We start from the raw sequence: 20,314 nt of genomic DNA on the forward strand, positions 1-20,314 counted from the left end.
TCATGGAGCGTCGTCGCGGTTGCGGCGCCGTTGCCTGGCGCCTGCTGCAGGACCGCTCCGGTTGATTTTTCTTTTGTGGTCTATATAATTCACCACTAACGTTTGCAGCGAAGAGGTCGATATGACAGCCAAAGATGCCGATACTGCTTCCGCCACCATCCGTAAACCAGTAAAGGATGATGGCTTCCGGCTCCACCAGCTGGTGGATGAGTGCCCGCCCCTTGATCCCAATTCCATCTACTGCAACCTCCTGCAGTGCAGTCACTTCGCTGACACGGGCGCCGCTGCGGAAATCGACGGCGACATGGTCGGTTTCGTCTCAGGATACATCCCCCCAAAGCAGCCAGAGACCATGTTCGTCTGGCAGGTAGCGGTCCATGAGAAAGGCCGCGGCCAGGGCCTCGCCAAGAGGATGCTCAAGGACATCGTGGCACGGGATGTCTGCAAGGGCGTGACCCACATGGAAACCACCATTACTGAAGACAACGAAGCGTCGTGGGCGCTTTTCCGCTCCTTTGCCCGGGACATGGGTGCCGAGGTGACCTCTCACGAGCACTTCGAGAAAGAGAAGCACTTTGGCGGCAAGCACGATTCCGAGTTCCTGCTGCGTATCGGTCCCCTCGTCAACAAAGGCTGAATGCCAGCGAAGACTGAACCGACGATCAATTCTGCTTTAACGGGCCGGTGGAGGATAAGAGGAGCCTCCACCCCAGAGCCCCTGACACTGTGGAATGTACCGGTCGCGACCGAACCCCGTCCGGTACCCGCATCCCCTCGAACCTTAAAATGCTAAGAGGCAAGACATACACATGGAAATCTTCAAGTCGACCGAATCCGAAGTACGCGTTTATTCACGGGCGTTTCCGGTAATCTTCAACCGGGCCAAGAATGCGCATCTGTACTCCGAGGACGGCAAGGAATATCTGGACTTTCTCGCGGGCGCGGGCTCCCTGAACTACGGCCATAACAACGACGTCCTGAAAAAGGCGTTGCTGACCTACATCGAGTCGGACGGTGTGAGCCAGGGCCTGGATCTGTTCACCACCGCCAAGCATGACTTCATTGAGTCCTACAAGAAATACATCCTCGATCCCCGGGGCCTGGACTACAAGATGCAGTTCACCGGCCCGACCGGTACCAACTGCGTGGAAGCGGCCATGAAGCTTGCCCGCAAGGTCAAGGGTCGCACCGGTATCATCTCCTTCACCAACGGCTTCCACGGTGTGACCACCGGTGCGGTGGCTGCCACCGGCAACAAGCATCACCGTGGTGGTGTGGGCATGCCGCTGGGCAATGTGGACTTCCTTTTCTACGACGGCTACCTCGGTGAGAACGTGGACAGCCTGGCTATCATGGATAAGGTGCTGTCCGACGGCTCCTCCGGTTTTGAAACGCCGGCGGCGGTCATCGTGGAGGCCGTCCAGGGCGAAGGTGGGCTCAATGCCGCCCGCGCCGAATGGTTGCAGGGCCTCGAGAAACTCTGCAAGAAGCACGACATGCTGCTGATCCTGGATGACATCCAGGCGGGTAATGGCCGCACGGGCGAGTTCTTCAGCTTTGAGTTCGCCGGTATCAAGCCGGACATGGTTACTGTATCCAAGTCCCTCAGTGGCTATGGTCTTCCCATGGCGCTGGTGCTGTTCAAGCCGGAACTGGATATCTGGGAGTCCGGCGAGCACAACGGCACCTTCCGGGGCAACAACATGGCCTTCGTCACGGCCCGCGCGGCGGTGGAGACCTACTGGAAGGATGACGCCTTCGCCAACGAGGTGAAAGCCAAGACCAAAGTCCTTGGGGACGCCCTGCAGGCGATCTGTGACAAGTATCCGGGGGAATTCCGGGTCAAGGGCCGCGGTCTGATGCGTGGTATCGAGGCTAAGAACGCCGACATCACCGGCCCGGTAACGGCCCGCGCTTTCGAAAAGGGCCTGATCATCGAGACCAGCGGTCCCAATGACGAGGTCATCAAATGCCTGATGCCACTGACCACCAGTGAAGAAGACCTGAAAAAAGGTGCTAGAATTCTGGCTGAGAGTGTGGACGAAATCATGCAGGAAGGGATCAGCGTGGCGTCGTAAGGCGCCAGTGGCACTCTGACCTCCTCTGGCCATTCATTCTGCAGGATAGCGACGGAAACACCATGACTAGCCAACAACATACTGTCGAGAAGATCGGCGGCACCTCCATGAGCAACTACGAGGCCGTTCGAGACAATATCATCATCGGCGGTCGCAAAAAGAGTGAACTCTACCAGCGTATCTTCGTGGTCTCCGCCTACGGCGGTGTCACCAACGAGCTTCTCGAGCACAAGAAGACCGGCGAGCCGGGTGTCTATGCCCTGTTCGCCGACGCCGAGTCCGACTGGGCCTGGGGTGATGATCTTACCAAGCTCGTGAAGTTCCTGACCGACCTGAACGGCGAACTCTTCCGCGACCCGATGCTCAAGCAGCAGGCCGACCAGTTCATCACCGACCGTGTCGAAGGGGTCCGCGGCTGCCTGATCGACCTCCAGCGCCTCTGCTCCTACGGCCAGTTCCAGCTGGAGGAGCACCTGCTCACCGTGCGGGAGATGCTGGCGGGCATCGGTGAGGCACACAGTGCCTTCAACACCGCCCTGAAGCTCCAGCAGGAGGGCATCAACGCCCGTTTCGTCGATCTCACGGGTTGGCGGGACAACGAACTGCTGCCCCTGGACGAGAAGCTCAAGCAGGCCTTCGATGCCGTTGACCTGAGTCGCGAGCTGCCTATCGTTACCGGTTATGCCCAGTGCAAGGAAGGTCTGATGCGGACCTTCGACCGGGGTTACAGCGAGATGACATTCAGCCGGGTGGCGGTGATCACCAACGCCCGTGAAGCGGTGATCCACAAGGAATATCACCTGAGCTCCGCCGACCCGAACATTGTCGGCGCGGACAAGGTGGTACCCCTGGGTCGCACCAACTATGACGTCGCGGACCAGCTGGCCAACCTGGGGATGGAGGCGATCCACCCCCGTGCGGGTAAGGGGCTGCGCCAGAATGAGATTCCGCTGCGGGTGATGAACACCTTCGAACCGGAGCACACCGGTACCCTGATCACCGGCGACTACGTCAGCGAGAAGGCCCGGGTGGAAATCATTGCCGGTGCAAAGGGCATCTTCGCCATCGAGGTGTTCGACCAGGATATGCAGGGAGAGCCCGGTTCCGACCGCCGTATCCTCGATATCCTGACCCGGTTCAAGGTCCGCTTCGTGTCGAAGGACACCAATGCCAATACCATTACCCACTACGTCAACAGCACTCTCAAGCATGTCAAACGGGTGGTGAAGGCGCTGCAGGAAGAGTTCCCGAACGCTGAGGTCAATACCCGCAAGGTGGCCCTGGTGTCAGCGGTTGGCAGTGACCTGAAGGTGCCCGGCATCCTGGCCCGTTCCGTCAAGGCCCTGGCGGACGAGGACATCAGCGTGCTGGCCATCCACCAGTGCATGCGCCAGGTGGACATCCAGTTTGTGGTGGACGAGGATGACTACGAGAAGGCCATCGTGGCCCTTCATGCCGTGCTGATCGAGCCCCACAACCACGAATACGCCATCGTGGCGGCCTGACGGGCAGAGTCCCGTTCAGGTAAACGGGTTACCTTCGGGTGAAACCGGTCGCTTCACCCGACGGTAACGGAGGTTGTCTTGCCTCCTGATCGGCGGCATCCGGTGCGACTGCACCGGGTGCTGGCCGATCCCTTCCCACCCCTGTATTTCCCGCCTTTCCGAAACCTCCGATAACGTTCCTTTGCCCCATCAACCCGGGCAATCTGTGGGGCCTGCCGGTGCGTAAAAACAGATGTACGCACGGCCCGGCACCGCCGGGCACAAGCATTCACTGGTAATAATCAGAGTGCCTATGGCCAACGAAACCATGATCGATCAGCCCGAAACCCTGGTGTCCCGCTATTTCAGGGACGTCTCAGAACACGACCTGTTGACGGATGCCCGTGAGAAACGGCTTTCGCGACAGCTGATGCGTTGTTTCAGAGTGCTGTCAGAGTCATCAGGCCTGCCGACCCCAACGACGATACGGGAGGCGAGGGAATGCTATGACGAGGCTTCCGTGTCGATGCGCTTGCGCCGCGCCCGTGCCCTGATCGAAGGCAACAGGGAGCTGCTGATCCGCAGCAACCTGCGTCTGGCCGTACACATTGCAAGACGCCACAGCCAACAGGGCGGTATGGACATGACAGACCTTATCCAGGATGCCAACGTGGGTCTGATCAAGGCGGTGGACCGTTTTGATCCGGCCCGGGGCTTCCGCTTTTCCACCTATGCCTACTGGTGGATCACCGAAGAGGTTCGGCGCAGCCTCAAGCGTGGACAACGGGTGGTGCATACTCCGGACCACATCATCGACGAGATCCGCCGCCTGCAGGCCGCAACCATGAAGCTGCACCACCAGCTTGCCCGCCAGCCGAGACAGAGTGAGCTGGCCCGGGAGCTGGAGGTAGAGCCGTCGCGCATCAGTGAGATCCGCGGATTCGCCCAGACCGAGCTGTCCACGGCGCTGCCCATTGGTGACGACACCTCCGCCTCACTCGGCGACACCCTGGAGGACGATCAGTGGAACCCGGTGAAAGTTGCCCAGGGCAGTGATCACGGACAGGTTCTCAAGGGACTGCTGGCTCACCTCAGTGCCCGCGAGCAGGACGTGCTCAAACGGCGGTTCGGGCTCAACAGGCGGGAGGAAGAAACCCTTCAGGTCATCTCCGAGGACCTGGGCATCAGTCGCGAGCGTATACGTCAGATCGAAAAAGGTGCCATAAAAAAACTGCGCCAGCTGACGCAGGACCGGCCGGACGCAGATAACATTCTTTTCTCCTGAGGAGTCATTCGGGAACGACAAAGGGGCTGGTCAGCGGAGATAGAGCCAGCCCATCACCACCGTCTGGCAAAGCACAACAATCAGCGTCAGGGTCATACGGAGCCGCCGATACCACCGGGGCCAGTAATTATAGAGCCAGCGTACATCGATCAGGCACAGGGCGAGGTAAGCAACGGGATAGACCAGAGTGCGCCACTCAAGGGGAAGCAGCAGCGCAAGTCCTCCCACCAGGAAGAGCACCTGGCTGATGGCCAGGGTGACAATGGGTGACAGGGGGTAGCAGCGATTCTCCAGCTGCATGGCCACCGGCCAGTAGATCCCCGACATGAAGGCCAGGATGCCGGCACTGTAGATGTAGAACCAGCGGACCAGCCAATCGGCGTGGTCGGGCATGACAAACAGGCCAATGGCGCCGGCCAGGAAGGGCAGCAGTCCGGCCAGGCCCACAAAGATGGCCAGTCTTTCCACCGATATCACTGTTTTCGCCCCTCAAGCCTGATCCTCAAGGGTTCCCTGTCATCCGGGTCGAGCCCGATCATTTCATCATAGGCGGATGGATGAACCAGCTCCGTTTTCCCGATATCCAGGTCACTCAGTTCGTTCTGGGCCTCATGGGCGCTTCGGAACAGTCTGCTCTGGCCATTCTCATCGGACAGGATGAGAGGCTCTCCTTGAATATGAAGCCTGGCCAGGTAGCCCTGCCCCTCGATGGACAGGATTTCCAGCAGCGTAACAGGCGCGATGTCAGCCTCGTGAAGCTCGGCAAGTGTAATGCGCACAGGAAATTCCCCGACTGATGAACGTGGCAATGAGTACAAGGGCATTTACGCCCGCCAGAAGGGGTAAGATCATCGGGGTGGTAAGAAAAATTGATCCCTGGAGCCCAGTTCACGGCAGGGTCCGTGAGAGGGACACTGCACCAGGTGGTCGTTGACCATGCCCGTGGCCTGCATGAAAGCATAGACAATGGTCGGGCCGACGAAATTGAAGCCATGCTTTTTCAGGGCCTTGGACATCGCTTCAGATTCGGGGGTGGTTACCGGAACCTCATGGAAGCTCTGCCACTGATTCTGTACCGGCCGGTAATCCACGAACGACCACAGGAATTCGCTGAAGGATTCGCCCCGCTCACGAAAGTCCAGGAATCCCCTGGCATTCCGGATGATCGACTCCACTTTCAGGCGATTGCGGATGATTCCCGGATTTTCCAGTAATTCCGCAATCTTTCTGTCGTCGTACCGGGCAATTTTTTCAGCGTCGAAGCCGTCGTAGGCCTGACGGTAGCTTTCCTGTTTGCGAAGGATGGTGATCCAGCTCAGGCCGGCCTGCTGACCATCCAGGCAGAGCTTTTCAAACAGGGCCTCCTCCCGGGTTTCCGGTCGCCCCCAGACTTCGTCATGATAGGCCACGTAGAGCGGATCGGTGCCACACCAGGGGCAGCGCTCCTCGGGAAGGGGCTGGTTCATGCCTCTCTCCGGCGATTGCTGTCCGCTCCGGATTCCCGGGGCTGGGGGTACTGGCGTAAGGGGCAGATCACCCAGGGCTGCTCTGACAGCGACTCCAGCTCCGCCGGATTCAGATGGGCTTCGTCACTGCCCCGTACCCGGTGCAGGGATGGCGCCGCATCGCCGGACTCGTCCTGCCAGACCGCGGCGATCATGTAGCCCTCGGCCTCGGTGAGGGCAGCATGCCAGTTCTCGTCAGGCCGGTCGCCAATGAGCTCCAGGTTGGCGCTTACCCTCAGGCTTCGCAGGTTGTTGGCGATCCCCCGTCCGGTGGCCTTGAGCCAGGCCTCCTTGAGGGTCCATACCTTGAGAAAGGCTTCATGGCTGCCCCGGGTGAGCAGCCAGTCCTGTTCCTCCTCGGTGAACCAGCGCCGGACGATGCGGCGCCAGTTGGTCTCCCGGTAGAGCGGCTCGATGTCGACGCCCAGGCCAGGGCGGGAGGATACCGCGCAGGCGGACATGCCGTGACTGTGGCTGAGGGAGAGGTGCCAACCGGCTGGCTCGGCGGAGGCCACCGGCCGGCCATGGACCGGCCGGCACAGGTGCGGTGGCCGACCGCTGACCCCGTGCAGGGCCTGCCGGACCAGCCAGCGGCTGTGGACGAATTCCATCAGCCGGCCGGTGGCCATCCCCGAGGCCACCTCCTGCTCATAGGGACCCAGCCAGTCCGGGAAATCGTAGGGTTCCAGCGGCTGCCGGCCCAGCCAGACGGAGACCCGGGCGCGTTCAGGGTTGGAGTCGTTGGATGTTCCAGCCATCATGGCTCCTGAGGTATTCAAAACGGTCATGCAGGCGGCTGGGGCGCCCCTGCCAGAATTCGATCCGTTCCGGAATGACCCGGTAGCCACCCCAGAACGACGGCAAGGGTACCTCACCATCGCCGAATTTTCGCTTGATCTCGGCCACTTTCTGCTCGAGAAGGCCGCGGGAGCTGATCGCTTTGCTCTGTTCGGAGACCCAGGCCCCCAGCTGACTGCCCCTGGGTCGGCTGGCAAAGTAACGCATGGACTCGGTCTTGCTCACCTGGGCGACGGTGCCCTGGATAATCACCTGCCGATTGAGGCCCAGCCAGGGAAACAACAGCGCGGCCCGTGGATTTTCCTCCAGCTCCTTGGCCTTGCGACTGCCATAATTGGTATAGAATACGAAGCCCTGGTGGTCGAAATATTTCAGCAGTACCGTGCGCAGGTCCGGCTGCAGGTCCGAACCTGCGGTGGCCAGGGACATGGCATTGGGTTCGAGAATGCCAGCTTCCCGTGCGTCCTCGAACCATTTCTCGAACTGTTGGACCGGGTCGTTGTCCAGCTGCTCGCGATCAAGGCCTTCGCTCTCGAAATCGCGGCGCATATCACCTATATCCATCGGAGTTTCCTGATATAAAGGTTGGGTTCGAATCTACGGTTCTATATTCTTTCAGGATCAAGCGCGATTTAGAACCGCAAAGGAGCCACTGCAGTGACCAAGACCGCCCGTCGTAAACCCGCCTACCGCCGATGGTGGTTCTGGCTGCTGGTTCTGGCGCTGGTTTATTGTGTGATTGGCTTCGGCCTGGTGCCGCTCTACCTCAACTCCGCCATTCCCGATCGGCTGGAACGTCACCTGGGCTGGTCCGCCAAGGCCCGTGAGATCACCTTCAACCCTTTTTCCTTCAGTGTCGGGATCGACCGGCTGGAAGCCACCGATGACGGCGGACTTACGGTGATGTCGGTGCGTCAGGCCGATCTGAACCTTGGCCTGTTCCAGCTTGTGAAAGGGACGCTCCATCTCCAGCAACTGACCCTCGACGATCCTTACCTTCGACTGGACCTGAGGGCTGATGGTCAGGTGAATGTTCTGGAAGACTGGCGTAGCCACAGCGCGTCCAGGGAGAACGGCACGCCCGAAGAAACCGGGTACAGCGTGTTCCTGGGGGAGACCACTGTCAACAATGGAAGGGTCCTGGTACGGGACTTTAGCGAAACCGGCGAGCAGGATGAGCCCAGGGAGTTCCGGATTGAACCCCTGGGCCTGACCCTGAATGACGTCGCCACCTGGGCGCAGGAAGACCCGGGCGATTACTCGCTGCGCGCGGTCATGGGGGATCAGGTGATCGAGTGGGAAGGCACCCTGGGCCTGGCTCCGGTCTGGTCCAATGGCCGGATGTCCCTCAGCAATGTGAGCGGCGACACGCTCCGGGCTCTGGTTGAACCATGGTTCCCCTACCGCATTGGCGCTGGTCGCCTGTCCGCCACCACCGCTTTTCAGTTTGCCTATGATGACCAGGGTGTGGCCCTGGCGACCCGTGAAGGCCAGGTGTCGGCCGAGGATGTCGAGCTCGCCACGAGGGGGGACAGCAGCACGGTCCTCGCTCGCGCCGGAACCCTCGACCTGGAGGCCGTTGCCTTCAACCTTGACGGCCCGGAGCTGGTGATTTCGGTGGTGAACGGCGCACAGCTCGAGCTGATGGCGACGGTGGATGCGGAGGGGGCGTTTAATCTCACGGCGCCCTTTCAGCCGGGCGCCGGAAGCAAATCGTCCCCGTCGACCCCGAACCCCGACGACTATGGCCTGAGGTGGTCCGTTGGCACCGTGAATCTCGGGGACAGTGTGATCGACTGGCGGGATAATCGTCCCGACACGCCGGTTACCGCAAGTTTCCGGGACGTTAACCTGACCCTCGGAGCCATGACCGAACGTCTTGAGGAGCCGGTCACCTACCAGCTGACTGCCACCCTCGCCAGGGGCGGTGCCTTCTCTGCCAATGGCCAGTTCACGCTGTCGCCTCTGACGTTCGAGGGGGGCGTCAACCTTGACCAGGTGGTGCTGCCCCCCTTTAACGGTTACCTGCAGGAAATCAGTCGCCTCGACGTGCAGGAGGGCATTGTAAGTCTGTCTGGCAACGTCGATATCGATGTCCAGGACGACCCCCTGACGGGCACCTTCAGCGGGCGTGGCAGCATCAGCCAGTTCAACGCCCGCCTGCAGAATAGCGAAGAGCCGCTGGTGAGCTGGCGGGAACTGCGGCTGGATCCCATCGAGTACAATTTCGCCCCTGCCCGCCTGGAGCTGGGCACGGTGGTGATTTCCGAGCCAGAGCTGAATATTGTCAACCGCCGCGACGCGGGCCATAACCTGGGCCAGGTTATGCGCTCCGGCGAAAGCCGGTCGGATGGCTCCGGAACAGCGCCGGACACGGCTGAGGATAGGCCCGAAATGATCTTCCGACTGCGTCAGCTGGAGTTGGAGAGCGCGGAACTTCATTATACCGACCAGACCCTGAGCCCCACCTTTACCACCCGCGTACACAATCTGCAGGCTGTCGTATCCGGGCTCAGCAATGTGACCCCCCAGGAAGGGCGGTTTACCCTCAATGGCCGAGTGAGTGATAACGCGACTCTTCAGGCGAACGGAACCATTGCCACCCTGGGCACCGATGAACCCGCAGAGCTGGATCTGAAGCTGGCGGATCTGTCGATGCCGGTGGTCAATCCCTATTTCGTCCGGTACCTGGGTTACCGTGTCGACGGTGGACGCCTCGCTGTGGATGCCACCTATCGCCTGGAGGGCACGGTCATTGAGGGAACCAACACGGTCCGGCTTGACCGGCTGGAACTGGGTGAGCAGGTTGGTAGCGGGCCGGCAGGTAATGCCCCGGTCCGCCTTGGCCTGGCCCTGCTGCGCGACGACGACGGCCGCATCCGGCTTGATATCCCGGTCAGCGGCAACCTGGCCGACCCGCAATTCGAGCTGGGACCAGTGATCATGCGCACGTTCCGCAGTCTGGTGGTGAAGGCTGCGACGTCGCCCTTCACCCTCCTGGGGGCTGCGGTGGATCTCGCCGGATTCTCGCCGGAGGAGCTCGGTGGCGTGGCCTTCCTGCCGGGGGAGACGACCATGGAACTGGGCGAATACACCAAGATGGAAACCCTGGCGAAGGCGTTGAAATCCCGTGAACGGCTGATACTTTCCATCCGTGGCATCGCGGTGGAATCCATCGACCTGCCGGAACTGAAAGCCACCCTTCAGGATGAGGAGTCGCTGCCGGACAGAGCCCTCGCGAGCCTCGCCTCGCAACGGGGCAAAACCCTCCGGCGTCTGCTGATGGACGAGTACGATGTGCCCGGCGATCAGATTTTCCTCCGGGATCCACAGGTGGTTCCCGGAGAAGAGTCGGCCGGGAAAGTGACCATAGAGTTCGAACTGGAGGCACGATGAAACCGCCCGTCTTCAGTCACTTCTTTGCCTATATCGGACGCCTGAGGTGGATTCGCCGCTGGGGTCTCATGCGCAATGCCATCGAGGAAAATGTCGCCACCCACTCCTGGGAGGTGGCGACCCTGGCCCATGCCCTGGCCGTGATCCGAAATCGTCATTTCGGAGGTACCGTCAACCCGGAGGCGGTAGCCACCTCGGCCCTCTACCACGACGCTACCGAGGTCATCACAGGGGATATGCCCACTCCCGTGAAATATCATTCGGCGGTGATGCGGGAAGCGTTCAGCGACATTGAACACAAGGCAGCGGACGAATTGCTGGCGCTGCTGCCAGCGGATCTGCAGCAGGATTTCGCACCTTACATACAGGAATCGCTCTGGACCGGGGAGGTCAGGGAGCTGGTGAAGGCTGCCGACCGCCTGTCGGCCCTGCTCAAGTGTGAGGCGGAAATTCAGGCCGGCAATCGGGAATTCGAACCGGCGGCCCAGCAGATCCGCCAGCGTCTGCGGGATGAGAATCTGCCGGAGGTGATCTTCTTCCTGGAGGTATTCGCTCCGAGTTACAGCCGTCCCCTGGATCATCTGCTCGGTGACTGAATTCCGCGCTCGGCCTCGGCCCCCTTCCTTTCCTGGCGGGCACCTGGGGTCTGGCGGGACGCTAGTGTCCCGACCGGTTAATTCGCTGACCTATTGCTTGCCGCTGGCGACTCTGGCCAAGGCGTCAGTCCGCAGGTGTGGTGGTTCCACATCAAGGGCTGACAACACAGGTCCAGAGTCGCCAGCGGCAAGCCCTCCGGGAGCCCCTGAAAGCCTTGAGAGCTGTGTTGCGGCGCCTCGATTTGAAACCACCAAACCTTCGACACCACGCCTTGCTCTCAAGGCTTTCAGGGGCTCAGTAGGTCAGCGAATTAACCGGCCGAGACACTAGCCCATCACCACCTGGTTGCGGCCACTGTTCTTGGCCTGGTAGAGGGCCTCATCCGCTCGCTTGAAGTTATTTTCGACGGTTTCGCCGGGCTGATGGATGGCCACACCCTGGGATACGGTCACCCGGTAGCTTTCGGGCAGCTCATCGAAACGCAATGCCGACACGGCGCGGCGAATGCGCTCGGCGGCGGGAATGGCATGGTCGGGAGCGGTATCGGGAAAGATCAGCAGGAATTCCTCACCGCCGATACGTCCAACATAATCGCCCCTGCGGATGGTGGCCTCAATGGTGCGACTGACCTTGCGCAGGATTTCGTCACCGGCCTGGTGACCGAAAGTGTCGTTGATTTTCTTGAAATGGTCGATATCCAGCACGCTGATGCCCAGGGCTTTGGTCCCTTCCGTCTGGCGATCACTGCGGGCCACTTCCTTCTCGAACTGTTCCATCACAGTGCGTCGGTTGGGAAGGCTGGTGAGTGGGTCGCGGGTCGCCAGCTCCACCAGCTCAAGATTGGCATGCTTCAGCTCCCGGTTGCGCATGCTCAGCTCGGACCGCAGCTGGGATATGAAACTGCCCAGGTAGGCAAGAATCGACAGCACCGAGGCGTAGGCGAACAGGGTTACGGCCTCCAGCGGCCAGTAGACCCGGTCCGGGGCCTGCCAGGTAAGAATGAGCACCAGCACCAGGTACCCCAGCCAGAACAGCCAGGCAATGGTGAACATCTGGCGACGATTCAGCGCCAGTGCACCGAACAGCAGGCCACCCGTAGCCAGTAGCAGGAACAGGATGCGGCCCTGAGGCAGCGCCACAAAATACATCACGTAAAGCGAGGGAATTACGGGGAGGGTAATCTGGGCCATGGTCATGCTGGGATCACGAAACCGCAGATTGATGCCAAACTGAAGAATAAGCACCATGAGGGTGCTGATAAGGACGCTGCTGGCAAAAAACACCAGGACCGGCGCCAGGGGAAGAAAACCGCCAAGGTAGAGTCCGGCAACCGCCAATCCGGTACAACCATGATTGGCGAACCCCCACAGCATCCGCTTCAGACGAAGGGATTGGGCCCGCTGAATCCTTTGTTCAATGGTTTCTGCCGACATGTCCTCACTGACCCTGGCTCGAACGATTTTTATACGATTGTTTTAAAGTGCGCCAAGATTATCACGATTTCTGTCAAAGACGAGGTCGTCCCATTACAAATACCGCCTCAAACCCTGCAGACCCATTAATTTGGGGAAAGATGGAAAGCCCGCGGAGCGGCAAGTATCAGGAGTCCGTCTGAGCGTGGCAGACCCAGACAGGTCTGGTGGCTGAAAACACCCGTAACACCCGTAGGGCCCTGTTGTCATGGGAACAGGATCCTATGTCCATCGACCAGAGCAATGAAACGGAACTGAGGTAAAACTATTGATGTATAACGAAGGCACAAGAACCCCCGTTTGCCGGGCGCTCGGGCTCCTGGTGCTTTCTCTTGTTTCAGCGGTTGCCATGGCCCAGGAACATCCTGGCGTCCAGTTGGCGCCCGTGGAGGAACGCCTGGTGCTCGAGGAGACGAGGCTCAATGGCACGGTCAACGCCTTGCGCGCGTCCCGCTTGTCGGCTGCAGTGGCGGGACTTGTGGAGAAGGTCGCCGTAGAGATTGGCGACACCGTGTCACCGGGAGATCTTGTGATCGCCCTGGACGATGAGCGGGCCGAGCACGAGCTGGCCAGCGCCCGGGCCCGGCGGCAGGAAGCGGAAGCCAACCTGGACGATGCCCGGCGCCGGCTTTCGGAAGCACAGTCCGTGGGAGCTGGCAGGAACATAGCTGCCACCGAGATCCGCTCCCGGGCCTCCGCTGTGGAGTCCGCCGAGGCGGCTCTGGCGCGGACCCAGGCAGATGTCAGGCGCTTTCGTACCGCCCTGGAGAAACATCGGGTTACCGCGCCCTTCTCAGGTGTGGTGAGCGCCCGCAGCCGGGATCTGGGTGAGTGGGTGACGCCGGGAGACGAGCTTTTGACCCTGGTGGACCAGAGCAATCTGCGCCTGGACTTCTCCGTGGCACAGGAATTCTATTACGCCCTTTCCGGCGACAGTGAGCTGCTACTGGTCTCCGGGCCCGGCGGAAGCGAGCCCGTCCCCCTGGCAATAAACACCGTCGTCCCCGTTACCGACCCCGTCTCGCGCACATTCCTGTTGAGGGCGACAGCACCGGAGAAAGTGGAGCTCATGCCGGGCATGTCCGTTGTCGCCCTGTTGCGGGTCAGCACCGGTGAGCGGGGTCTTACTGTGCCGAGGGACGCCATCAACCGCTATCCGGAAGGCCGGGTCACTGTCTGGGTGGCAAAACCGGCGGAGGGCCAGGGGCTCTATACCGTTTCCGAGCACAGGGTAAAAACCGGAGGCGGTTTTGATCAATGGGTGGAAATCCTGGAAGGGGTTTCGGCGGGCGACCGGGTGGTCTCCCGGGGCAATGAGGCTCTCAACGAAGGCATGACGGTGAAGATTTCCGAGCGGGAGGCCCGCTGATGTTCGCAGCCGTTATCCGCCACGGCACCCTGGTCATGGTGGTCACGCTCATCATTGCCATCCTCGGCGCTGCCGCGGCCCTTCGGATACCGGTGCAGATGATCCCCGACCTGGAGGTCCGCACGATCACGGTGGAAACCCAGTGGCCCGGCGCCACACCCCAGGATATCGAGAAAGAAATCCTGATCGAGCAGGAGCGTTTCCTGCGCAATGTGCCCAACCTCGGCCGGATGACGGCCACGGCTTCTTCCGGCAGCGCGGAGATCGAGCTGGAATTTCCCTTCGGTGTCGACATCACCGAAACCCTGATCCAGGTGAACAATGCCCTCAGCCAGGTACCGGACTATCCGCGCAATGTGGATGAACCGCGCATCGTGGCTACCTCCTTCTCCTCCAACGCCTTCATGTATTTCCGGATTGCCACTCTTCCTGACAATCCCCGGGAGCTGGACATCCAGTTGATGCGGGATTTCGTGGAGGACCGGGTTCGGCCCCGTATGGAAAGCGTCCCCGGGGTATCGGAAGTCACCGTCGGCGGCGGTGCCCGACGTCAGATGCAGGTATTGGTGAATGAATCCCGGCTGGCCCAGCGCGGTCTGACCCTGGTGGATGTGCGCGACGCCATGGTTGCCCGTAACCAGGACGTTTCCGGCGGACAGATCGAGGCGGGCAAGCGTCGTTATCTGCTCCGTACGGTAGGCCGCTTTGACAGTGTGGAATCCCTGGAGGCCATGGTGGTGGTGCGCCGGGGTGACAGTGTCATTCGCCTGGGGGATGTGGCCACGGTTCGCCAGGGTCAGTCCCGGGTCACCGAGCGCTCCCTGATCAATGGCAAGCTGACCATCGGCCTGCAGGTGCGACGGGAACTGGGCTCCAACGTCATCGCCACCAAGGAGGCGATGCTGGAGGAAGTGGATGCCATCAACCGGGAACTGCTGGAACCCGCCGGCCTGGAGCTGTCACTGACCGCGGACGACGCCCGTTACGTGGAGGCGTCCGTGGCCAATGTCTGGACCAACCTGGGTATCGGCGCGGTGTTTGCCACCCTGGTGATGTTCCTGTTCCTACGCTCCGGCAAGGCCACCTTCGTCGGCGTGATGGGCATTCCACTGTGCGCCATCGCGGCCTTTATCGGCCTGATGATCTCCGGGCGGACCATCAACGTCATTTCCCTCGCCGGTATTGCCTTCGCCATCGGCATGACCGTGGACAACAGCATAGTGGTGCTTGAGAACATCGAGCGGCACCGGCGCATGGGCCTGGACCGGTTCGACTCGGCGGTTAGGGGAGTGCAGGAGGTCTGGCCGGCGGTATTGGCGTCCACCACAACCACCATCCTGGTATTCCTGCCCATCCTGTTCATCGAGGAGGAAGCGGGACAGCTCTATTCCGATGTGGCCATTGCCATATCCTCTGCCATTTTCGCCTCCATGCTGGTGGCGGTCGCCCTGATTCCCACGCTCAGCGCCCGCCTGGATTTCGGGAAGCGCTCGGAGGCCACCGACGAACAGGGCAATGTGGTCTCTGGTGGCTGGCTCAGTGGGGTCATGACGCTGGTGACCTGGCTGGTGCGGCGGCCCCTGCGCCGTTTGGTGGTCATTGTCGCCACCATTGGCGTCAGTGCCTGGATCATCCTGGTGCTGACGCCTCCTGCGGAATACCTTCCGGAGGGGGAGGAAGCGAAAACCTTCGCCTCCATGAGTGCACCGCCGGGCTACAACCTGGAGGAAATGAGTGCCATTGCCCGACAGGTGGAGGATCACTTCCTGCCCCACGTCAACGCCGATGGCGAGGCCTACGCCGCCGGGGAAACCCGGGTGCCGCCGATCGCCTACCTGAACATGCAGGTGTCCCAGACCGGCATCCGGATCATCTCGGAGACCCTCGATCCGACCCATATTGAAGCGCTGATGGACGAGATCACCCGCTTCTACCGGCAGTTCCCGGGTATGCGGGCCTTTGCCGCCAAGGGCTCGATCATTTCCAGCAACGATGGGGGCACCCGCAGTATCAACCTGGATATCTCAGGGCCGGACCTGGTGTCCATATACAACGCGGCCAACGCCGCCTACCGGCGGGCCCAGGAGATTTTCGACGATCCCCGCATCCAGAGTCAGCCCTCAACCCTGACCCTGGCCCAGCCGCTGATCGAGGTGCGCCCCGACTGGGACCGGGCCGCCGAGCTCGGACTCGGCACCGAGGCCATCGGCTTCACCGTATCGGCCCTGACCGAAGGCGCCTTTGTGGATGAGTTCTTCCTGGGTGACGACAAGATCGATATCTACGTCTATGGCAGCGAGGGTCGGGACACGGAACTCTCCCGCCTGCCGGATCTGATGATTCGCGCTCCCAGCGGGACCACACTGCCCCTTTCAACCCTGGCCACCATCGAGGAAACCGTCGACACCAGCATCGTTCGCCGGGTGGATGGGCGCCGGACGGTGACCCTCAATGTGATTCCGCCGGACGATGTCGCCCTGGAGACCGGGGTGCAGCGGGTGAAATCAGAGCTACTCCAGCATCTGCGGGACACGGGGCAGATACCCACCAGTGTGGGTGTGGATATCTCCGGTGCCAGCGACCAGCTCAACGCCACCCGGGACGCGCTCAGCGGCAATTTCATCATTGCCCTGGCCATCGTCTATCTGCTGCTGGTGGCCATCTTCGCTCACTGGGGTTACCCGCTGCTGATCATGACCGCCATTCCCCTGGGGGTGGCGGGCGGTATCGTCGGCCTGGTGCTGATGAATGTGGTGGGCGGGTTGCTGCCGATGATCGGCCTGCAACCGCTACGGCAGCCGTTCGACATGATTTCCATGCTTGGTTTCCTGATCCTGATGGGCACCGTGGTCAACAACCCGATCCTGGTGGTGGAGCAGGCCCGTCAGAACCTGAAGGCGAAGGGCGTCGACGCGGTGGAGGCGGTTGTGACGGCTGTCCGGACCCGGCTGCGTCCCATTGCCATGACCACCCTGACCACTATTTGCGGCCTGTCGCCCCTGGTATTCCTGCCGGGGGAGGGTACTGAGCTGTACAGGGGCGTTGGGGCTATTGTGCTGTTTGGTCTGGTGGGGGCCGCTACGGTGACGGTGACCTTTTTGCCTGCTCTCACCGTGTTTGTCTTGAGGTTTCGGCGCCAGGAAGGGTGATTTTATTGCCGCCGGACTTGGGAGGTGAGGCGGAGCCGGGGGTTCGTTTCTTCCGGGCAATCGAAAACTCGCTACGCTCAGACAACGATTCCCTACAGAAACGAACCCCCGGCTCCGCCTCCGGCCGGGCTGGCCGGAAGACCTCCCAGAAGAATCTGCAATCAGCTCGGCGCGGATCTTTCTGATCTGCAGACAGAGACGATATTTCGGGATCAGGCCGCAACAGCCTCGAAGCTGGCTGTGCGGATTTCCAGCCTTACCGCATTGCCATCCAGCAGTACACGGTAGGTTTTCACCTTCACATCCTCATTTTCCAGGCACTGGCCAGTCACCAGGCTGAAATGCTGCTTGTACAGCGGCGATGCCACCACCGGCTCCCCTTTCAGGTCGCCGGTGATGCCCCGGGCGAGCACATTGGTGCCACTGAACGGGTCGGTGTGGCTGATGGCGAACAGGGCCGGCAGCCTATAGGGAATATAGAAGATGGCGACCGGGCCATCGGGAGTCCAGACGGCGATGCCGGACTCTGGCACCAGGTCATCCACGGTGCAGACGATGTTCCATTGGTTGGCGGTTTTCATGGTGTGGCTCCTCACTATTTTAATCAGTATCCAGATGCTCGTTCAAACCGGGAGTTGTGGTGGGCCCTGCCTCAGACAGATTCCAACAAGGGCCGGCGCTGATCCCGCTCGGTAGTCCACTGCTGCACAGGGTCTTTCTTCTCCGGTGCGTTGACGAACTCCCGGAAGCGCTTGCGCTTCTCAGGATCCTCCACGGCGGTTTTCCACTCGCACTGGTAGGTGCTGACGATATCCGCCATGTGCTGCTCCAGCTCCTCGCCAATGCCCAGGCTGTCCTCCAGAACCACCTTTTTCAGATAGGCCAGGCCCCCCTCCATGTTCTCCATCCACACACTGGTGCGCTGCAGGCGGTCGGCGGTGCGGACGTAGAACATCAGCACCCGGTCGATGGTACTGATCAGCCCCTCGTCGGACAGGTCGGTGGCGAACAGGTCGGCATGGCGCGGACGCATGCCGCCGTTGCCGCAGACGTAGAGGTTCCAGCCGTTCTCGGTGGCGATCACGCCGATGTCCTTGCTCTGGGCCTCGGCGCATTCACGGGTACAGCCGGATACCGCCATCTTCAGTTTGTGGGGTGAGCGCAGGCCCTTGTAGCGGTGCTCCAGGAAGATGGCCATGCCCACGCTGTCCTGCACGCCGTACCGACACCAGCTGTTGCCCACGCAGGACTTCACGGTTCGCAGGGACTTGCCGTAGGCGTGACCGGTTTCGAAGCCGGCGGCGATGAGCTTTTCCCAGATCTCCGGCAGTTCGCTCAGGGTGGCGCCGAACAGGTCCACCCGCTGGCCACCGGTAATCTTGGTGTAGAGGTTGTACTCCCTGGCCACTTCACCCAGCACGATCAGCTTGTCAGGGGTGATTTCCCCACCCGGCACCCGGGGCACGATGGAGTAGGTGCCGTTCTTCTGCATGTTGGCCATGAACGTGTCGTTGGTGTCCTGCAGCGGCACATGGTCCGTTGTCAGGATGTGCTCGTTCCAGCAGGTGGCGAGAATGGATGCCACTGCGGGCTTGCAGATGTCGCAGCCGTGGCCCCGGCCATGCTGTTGAATCAGGGTGCGGAAGGTGCGGATGCCGTTCACCTTGACGATATTGAACAGGTCCTGGCGGCTGTAGGCAAAGTGCTCGCAGAGGTCCCGGCTCACTTCCACGCCGCGTTTCTCCAGTTCGCTGTCCACCACGGTCTTGAGCAGCGCGGTGCAGCCGCCGCAGCCGGTGCTGGCCCTGGTTTCACCCTTGACCGCGCCCAGGTCGCAGCAGCCGGCGTCAATGGCGCCGCAGATGTCACCCTTGCTGACATTGTGGCAGGAGCAGATCTGCGCTGTGTCCGGCAGGGCATCCGGCCCCAGGGCCGGGGCGCCGCCCTGGCTTTCCGGCAGGATCAGGGATTCCGGGTTGTCCGGCAGATCGATGCCGTTGAGGGCGTATTGCAGCAGGGTGTCGTAGTGGCTGTTGTCTCCCACCAGGATGGCACCGAGCAGCTTTTTGCCGTCTGCACTGATCACCATGCGACGGTAGTGTCCCGCGTTCTCGTCGCTGAAACGGATATTGCGGGCACCCGGGGTCCTGGCGTGAGCATCGCCGATGGAACCAACGTCCACGCCCAGCAGCTTGAGCTTGGTGCTCATGTCGGCGCCGGTAAAGGCGGCATCACTGTCGCCGTTCAGAATGGCGGACAGGGTACGGGCCATGGTGTAGCCCGGCGCCACCAGGCCGAAGATCTGCTGGTTCCACAGGGCGCACTCGCCGATGGCGTGGATATGGGGGTCCGAGGTAGTGCACTGGTTGTTGACGATGATGCCGCCGCGCTCGCCAGTCTCCAGTTCGCAGGACCGGGCCAGGGTATCCTGGGGCCGGATACCGGCGGAGAATACGATAAGGTCGGTTTCCAGGTGGGTATCGTCGCCAAAGTTCATACGCAGGCGGGATTCCTCACCATCGACGATGGCGGTGGTGGCCTTCTCGGAATGCACCTGCACGCCCAGTTCCTCGATCTTGCGACGCAGCAGGGCACCGCCGTCCCCATCCAGCTGCACTGGCATCAGACGGGGAGCGAACTCCACCACATGGGCATCCAGACCCAGGCTCTTGAGGGCATTGGCCGCCTCCAGGCCCAGCAGACCGCCACCCACCACGACGCCGGTGCTGGCGCCATCGGAACAGGCGCGGATCGCGTCCAGATCGTCCAGGGTGCGATAAACAAAGCAGTTGGGATTTTCCCGCCCTTCAATGGGCGGCACAAAGGGATAGGAGCCCGTAGCCAGGACCAGCTCATCGTAACGGTAGGTGCCTTTATGGGTGGTGACCGTCCGGTTTTCCCGATCCACTGCAGTGACCAGCTCGTTCAGGTGCAGGTCGATGCGGTTGTCGGAATACCAGTCCGCCGTGGCCATGGCCAGGTCGGCATGGGTGGATCCACTGAAGTATTCCGACAGGTGAACCCGGTCATAGGCCAGCTGCTTTTCCTCACCGAAGACGATGATGTCGAACCCGGCAGCCGCTGGCGATGCGACGAACTGCTCGAGGAAATGGTGGCCAACCATGCCGTTGCCGATGACGATCAGGGTCTTATTGCTCATGGGACTGTCCTCTCTTTCGTA

General features: G+C 61.3%; 16 protein-coding genes. 8 read left to right on the forward strand and 8 right to left on the reverse strand.

Annotation, left to right across the window (positions count from 1 at the left end; all coding sequences use genetic code 11):
- Positions 1–121 precede the first annotated feature (121 nt).
- From ectA to BM346_RS11760, 4 genes are all read left to right on the forward strand, one after another.
- A complete protein-coding gene (gene ectA / locus BM346_RS11745; protein WP_092012562.1) occupies positions 122–637 on the forward strand; it encodes a diaminobutyrate acetyltransferase in 516 nt (171 codons plus the stop codon).
- Between the two features lie 172 nt (positions 638–809).
- The gene (gene ectB, locus BM346_RS11750) at positions 810–2,078 is read left to right on the forward strand and encodes a diaminobutyrate--2-oxoglutarate transaminase (RefSeq protein ID WP_092012565.1); all 1,269 of its coding nucleotides are present in this window, start codon (positions 810–812) and stop codon (positions 2,076–2,078) included.
- Positions 2,079–2,140: 62 nt separating this feature from the next.
- Complete coding sequence (locus BM346_RS11755; RefSeq protein ID WP_092012568.1) at positions 2,141–3,583, forward strand: aspartate kinase; 1,443 nt, start codon at positions 2,141–2,143, stop codon at positions 3,581–3,583.
- Positions 3,584–3,875: 292 nt separating this feature from the next.
- Positions 3,876–4,847, forward strand: a complete 972-nt coding sequence (locus BM346_RS11760) for a sigma-70 family RNA polymerase sigma factor (RefSeq protein ID WP_092013666.1) — start codon at positions 3,876–3,878, stop codon at positions 4,845–4,847.
- 30 nt (positions 4,848–4,877) lie between these two features.
- On the opposite strand, the gene BM346_RS11765 is transcribed toward BM346_RS11760, so the two are convergent.
- The 5 genes from BM346_RS11765 to pdxH form a co-directional block, all read right to left on the reverse strand.
- On the reverse strand, positions 4,878–5,315 hold the full coding sequence (locus BM346_RS11765; protein WP_227662809.1) for a DUF3429 domain-containing protein: 438 nt from the start codon (positions 5,313–5,315) through the stop codon (positions 4,878–4,880).
- 5 nt (positions 5,316–5,320) lie between these two features.
- Entirely contained in the window at positions 5,321–5,626 is a 306-nt protein-coding gene (locus BM346_RS11770) for a DUF6482 family protein (RefSeq protein ID WP_092012574.1), read from the reverse strand.
- 69 nt (positions 5,627–5,695) lie between these two features.
- Positions 5,696–6,313, reverse strand: a complete 618-nt coding sequence (locus BM346_RS11775) for a DNA-3-methyladenine glycosylase I (protein WP_092012577.1) — start codon at positions 6,311–6,313, stop codon at positions 5,696–5,698.
- The gene (locus BM346_RS11780; protein WP_167812590.1) at positions 6,310–7,110 is read right to left on the reverse strand and encodes a 4'-phosphopantetheinyl transferase family protein; all 801 of its coding nucleotides are present in this window, start codon (positions 7,108–7,110) and stop codon (positions 6,310–6,312) included. The genes BM346_RS11775 and BM346_RS11780 overlap by 4 nt, the downstream gene beginning before the upstream one ends.
- Positions 7,079–7,714, reverse strand: a complete 636-nt coding sequence (pdxH, locus tag BM346_RS11785) for a pyridoxamine 5'-phosphate oxidase (protein WP_092012583.1) — start codon at positions 7,712–7,714, stop codon at positions 7,079–7,081. The genes BM346_RS11780 and pdxH overlap by 32 nt, the downstream gene beginning before the upstream one ends.
- 93 nt (positions 7,715–7,807) lie before the next feature.
- On the opposite strand from pdxH, the gene BM346_RS11790 reads away from it, so the two are divergent.
- The gene (locus BM346_RS11790; RefSeq protein ID WP_092012586.1) at positions 7,808–10,546 is read left to right on the forward strand and encodes a DUF748 domain-containing protein; all 2,739 of its coding nucleotides are present in this window, start codon (positions 7,808–7,810) and stop codon (positions 10,544–10,546) included.
- Complete coding sequence (gene yfbR, locus BM346_RS11795; RefSeq protein ID WP_092012589.1) at positions 10,543–11,142, forward strand: 5'-deoxynucleotidase; 600 nt, start codon at positions 10,543–10,545, stop codon at positions 11,140–11,142. Before BM346_RS11790 ends, yfbR begins: the two co-directional genes overlap by 4 nt.
- Before the next feature lie 327 nt (positions 11,143–11,469).
- Here yfbR and BM346_RS11800 read toward each other — a convergent pair whose 3' ends face one another.
- Complete coding sequence (locus BM346_RS11800; protein WP_092012592.1) at positions 11,470–12,576, reverse strand: GGDEF domain-containing protein; 1,107 nt, start codon at positions 12,574–12,576, stop codon at positions 11,470–11,472.
- A gap of 388 nt (positions 12,577–12,964) precedes the next feature.
- Between BM346_RS11800 and BM346_RS11805 the strand changes: the two genes are divergently transcribed.
- Both BM346_RS11805 and BM346_RS11810 read left to right on the forward strand, forming a co-directional pair.
- Complete coding sequence (locus tag BM346_RS11805; protein WP_227662808.1) at positions 12,965–13,984, forward strand: efflux RND transporter periplasmic adaptor subunit; 1,020 nt, start codon at positions 12,965–12,967, stop codon at positions 13,982–13,984.
- A complete protein-coding gene (locus BM346_RS11810) occupies positions 13,984–17,133 on the forward strand; it encodes an efflux RND transporter permease subunit (protein ID WP_092012598.1) in 3,150 nt (1,049 codons plus the stop codon). Before BM346_RS11805 ends, BM346_RS11810 begins: the two co-directional genes overlap by 1 nt.
- Positions 17,134–17,345: 212 nt before the next feature.
- Here BM346_RS11810 and nirD read toward each other — a convergent pair whose 3' ends face one another.
- Positions 17,346–17,714: a nitrite reductase small subunit NirD gene (nirD, locus tag BM346_RS11815; protein ID WP_092012601.1), complete on the reverse strand. Its 369-nt coding sequence runs from the start codon at positions 17,712–17,714 to the stop codon at positions 17,346–17,348.
- 71 nt (positions 17,715–17,785) lie between these two features.
- The gene (nirB, locus tag BM346_RS11820; RefSeq protein ID WP_092012604.1) at positions 17,786–20,293 is read right to left on the reverse strand and encodes a nitrite reductase large subunit NirB; all 2,508 of its coding nucleotides are present in this window, start codon (positions 20,291–20,293) and stop codon (positions 17,786–17,788) included.
- Between the last annotated feature and the right edge of the window lie 21 nt (positions 20,294–20,314).

It is taken from the genome of Marinobacter daqiaonensis (assembly GCF_900115285.1).
GTDB classification, from domain to species: domain Bacteria; phylum Pseudomonadota; class Gammaproteobacteria; order Pseudomonadales; family Oleiphilaceae; genus Marinobacter; species Marinobacter daqiaonensis.